4 protein-coding genes and 1 pseudogene are annotated in these 3,652 nt (G+C 40.7%); 4 read left to right on the plus strand and 1 reads right to left on the minus strand.

Annotated elements, in window-relative coordinates; all coding sequences use genetic code 11:
* Window positions 1-81: 81 nt before the first annotated feature.
* Complete coding sequence (locus tag WBM98_RS12480) at window positions 82-849, plus strand: DUF481 domain-containing protein (protein ID WP_424366355.1); 768 nt, start codon at window positions 82-84, stop codon at window positions 847-849.
* A 6-nt stretch (window positions 850-855) separates the two neighbouring features.
* On the opposite strand, the gene WBM98_RS12485 is transcribed toward WBM98_RS12480, so the two are convergent.
* A complete protein-coding gene (locus tag WBM98_RS12485) occupies window positions 856-1,503 on the minus strand; it encodes a hypothetical protein (protein ID WP_424366356.1) in 648 nt (215 codons plus the stop codon).
* Between the two features lie 263 nt (window positions 1,504-1,766).
* Between WBM98_RS12485 and WBM98_RS12490 the strand changes: the two genes are divergently transcribed.
* The 3 genes and pseudogenes from WBM98_RS12490 to WBM98_RS12500 all read left to right on the plus strand — a co-directional run.
* Window positions 1,767-2,471, plus strand: coding sequence for a hypothetical protein (locus tag WBM98_RS12490; RefSeq protein WP_424366357.1), 705 nt, complete (start codon window positions 1,767-1,769; stop codon window positions 2,469-2,471).
* Between the two features lie 220 nt (window positions 2,472-2,691).
* On the plus strand, window positions 2,692-3,141 hold the full coding sequence (locus WBM98_RS12495) for a DoxX family membrane protein (RefSeq protein WP_424366358.1): 450 nt from the start codon (window positions 2,692-2,694) through the stop codon (window positions 3,139-3,141).
* Between the two features lie 94 nt (window positions 3,142-3,235).
* Window positions 3,236-3,652, plus strand: a pseudogene (locus WBM98_RS12500) (gfo/Idh/MocA family oxidoreductase); the annotation flags it as partial.

Below are 3,652 nucleotides of genomic sequence, written 5' to 3' on the forward strand. Positions count from 1 at the left end.
ACCATAACCTATTCTATGTTATTAATTACCTAAGTGATGCTACCTTGATTTGAATATCTTTGCAGGGAGATATTAAGATCTATGAAGTTCCGAAATACACTAACATTACCCATTTTCCTATTTTTTCATTTTACATCGTATACACAATTGGTGAATATCGAAGCCAAACGTATGCAAACCGATTCCGTCCGTTTTGTTCTAAAAAGTGATATCCTTTTTAATTATACCGATACGAATGAGGCCTACGTACTCAAGTTTGGGTCGAATATCACAACCCAAATTAAATCGAAGGATTTGAACAAAATCTATTTTTTGGTATGGAATTACGATTTGGTGCGTACAGATGAAAAGGATGTTCAAAATTCTTGGTTTCTCCATGCACGGTTTAATCAAGAATTATCCGATTTCTTCCGATTGGAAGCCTTCGTACAGAACCAGAACAATACCCAATTGACCATAATCAGCCGAAACCTAGTCGGTGCAGGCATTCGCTTTAAACTTATCAATAAAGAGAGGACCAAAGCCTATTTCGGTAATTCGTACATGTACGAGATAGAAAAGTTAAACGGAATTGATCAATGGTACTACAATCATAGGAACAGTAGTTACCTGTCATTGACCCAATCGTTTGAAAAGGCCCATTTAGACCTTATCGCTACCCTTTATTTTCAACCCCTTTATCGTGATTTGGAAAATCATCGGGTATTGGGTCAGTTTAAGGCCGAAATACCCTTAACAAATCATATCAGTCTTACGGCATTGTATAATTACTTCTATACCGGTTTTTCATCCGATCTGCAAGATGACCGTTCCTCTACGATCAACGTGGGGATAACTTTCAATATGTAATGGGTCTCATTCCCCTAATTCGGTAATTTTTTTCTCGTAGAGTTTTTTACTTTCGACAACGGCCACATTCAGTTCTTGCATTATACCATCGACCCGACCTTCGATGCTCTTCATTTGGTCGTTAATGTTGTCGAACGAATTTAAGGCGGCAGCTACCTCCAAGGCTTTAACGACTTCTACGGCATCGCCATGCAACAGTTTTAATTTATCGATAGCCTTCGAAGTATTGGCCAAGGTGCCATTGTATTTAGTGCGGGCCTTGTTGATGGCCTTTGAGAGTGTTTTTTTGGCAGTTTCATCACTAAGGCTATTGGTTTGGGTCTCCATGGCCGCAAAAAGGTTGGCGGCCTTTTCCTTAAGATCTTCATATTCCTTATTCAGGTTTTCGACACGTTTGTTCACCCTTTCCCAATCTCCATAGACCTTGGCGAATTCCTTATCCTCGTTCTTGGTATCCTCTAAGGCACTTTTAAGGGCATTGAGTGTTTCCAACCCTTTGTTCACATTCTTATTCGCATTCTCTTTCTTTTTCTCGAAAGCCTTTACCTGCGATTTAAACTGTTCTTTTAACCGGATCAGGTCTTCGGGACTTTTGTCCTTCCAGCAAGAAACAAACAAAAGGGCCATCAAGGCCCATAGGGAAATTTTTTTCATGGTATAGTGTTCATTGAATAAGCGCTAAAATAATGATTTTAAGCAAACCTCATTCACAAACAAAGGCACTGCGGATTTTCTTTGGACATTTTTTACCCGCTTTGGGACAAAAATAGCATGACTTTGTCCCATACCATGATTTCATTCGATAGGTATGAAGTAAATTTTGGGGAATAACCAATTCAGGGGAGAAGGCGGAGTATTGCCAACCATACCTTCGAAGCTTACTATTCAAAACATTATCTAATCTTAAAACAGCAACAATGAAAAAAGTTATTTTCGGCTTACTAGTATGTATAGCCTGTACGCTTAACGCACAAGAAAGTTATTGGACCAATTACCAAGTAGTGGTAGAACCACAAAATGTGGATGCATTCTATAAATTAACGAATGATTATTTTACGGCCCATAAAACAGAGGGTGTAACCGTCACCTTATACGAAAACCATTTTAATGATCCTGGAAATAATTTTACCCATGTCATTGGTTTTTCCGGGTCATTGGACGCTTTGGGAAATATGTACGCGAACGATGGGGGAGATACTTGGGAATTGTACTTGGTTAAATTGAACCAGCAAATTAAAGCGGGCTTCAGTGCACGTATGGGAACTCGCATGGCCCATACGGGAGACATCAGCCAAGACTACCCCATTCAAAAGTATTTTATCGTTCATGTAGAGGATGGTGGTGCCTGGGACCAAGCTTATGCGAAGTACACTAATGCAAACATCCCTGCAGGCATGCTCAATATGATGGGTAATATTACTGCCGGGGTCTCTTCCGATGGGGAAAATCGTTGGGTAATCAATGGGTTCAAGGATTTTAAAAGTGCCATGGGAGGCGCCAGTATATTACGGACCGATGCCCAGAATACGGCAAATGACAAAGCCTGGAAGACATTTTTAGAAACGAATGGAGAGTCGCATTTGGTACGCTCAGGATTACGGGTGCTCATGGGAAAATGGTAATAACCCCAAGGCCACAACATAGGACCCTTCCCCTAACGGAAGGGTTTTTTGTTTTAAGACCATTTTCGAACCTGATAAAAATCATGTTTATTGCTGGTCTGTTGCGGTAATTTCGGTAATTTTATTGGTCTGTTTTTCATCAGGCATGAACCAAAGTATAACCTTAATCGAATAGCTGGGCATGGTAACAATTAGAAATGAAAAGTGTTTTATTAACAGTATGATACTATTGCGGCTGTTCATTGGTTGGCACTTTCTTTATGAGGGAATTATTAAAATTTATAATCCTGATTGGACTTCCTTTGGGTATCTCGCTTCTGCACAGGGTCCTTTTCGTCCCTTTTTTATTTGGATGACCAGCGAATCAATGATCGGGCTGGCCGACTGGGGCAATAAGTTGGCTCTGATTTTCGTAGGCTTGACTTTATTGTTGGGCATTTTTGAAAAATGGGGTGCTATTGTCGGGGCCTTATTGTTGGCCTTGTATTATTTGGCACACCCTTCCTTTCCTTGGGTAGATCAACTCAATGTAGAGGGTAGCTACTGGTTTGTGAATAAAAATCTGATCGAGCTAGTTGCCTGTATCGTTATCTTTCAATTACCTACTTCAAGGTATTTCGGGCTTCAGCGCATATTCAACAAAAAAGAAATACAGAACCAGCCGAGCTAGGAAAGATGTTGCAATGTTTTATCCATTGTTAAATTTAGACCAAAAAGAAATATGGTAAAATAGTTTGAGCCATAAAAGCAATAAAAATCCACACATGAAATTTACAAGAAGAGACGCATTAAAAGGTTTGGGGGGTATTCCTCTAATGGGAGCCGTTTGGTGGGCAGGCGCTGCCAATACAGTAGCCGAGAAAAAGGAACGTTCCGCCATTTTGGAACAACTGAACATACAACCTTCACTACCGTCTGCCGTTCCCGGTATTGGGGGCGACCCGATACGCATAGGCATCATAGGGTTTGGTATTCGAGGTGAACAGCTCTGCCGTGCCTTGGGTTTTGCCACCGATGAATGGAAAGAGGAAATGCGTTTGGCAGCAGAAGAGGACCCCAAACATACGGGTCTGGCAGATTTTGAGGCCCAAGATAAATTGAACGTTCAATTGGCAGGAATCTGTGATATTTTTGATTATAGGGCGAACAAGGCGTTAAAGTCCTTTAACACTGCTGACAAT

Origin of the sequence: Maribacter sp., assembly GCF_049667165.1 — a bacterium.
In the GTDB taxonomy this organism is placed as follows: Bacteria; Bacteroidota; Bacteroidia; order Flavobacteriales; family Flavobacteriaceae; genus Maribacter_A.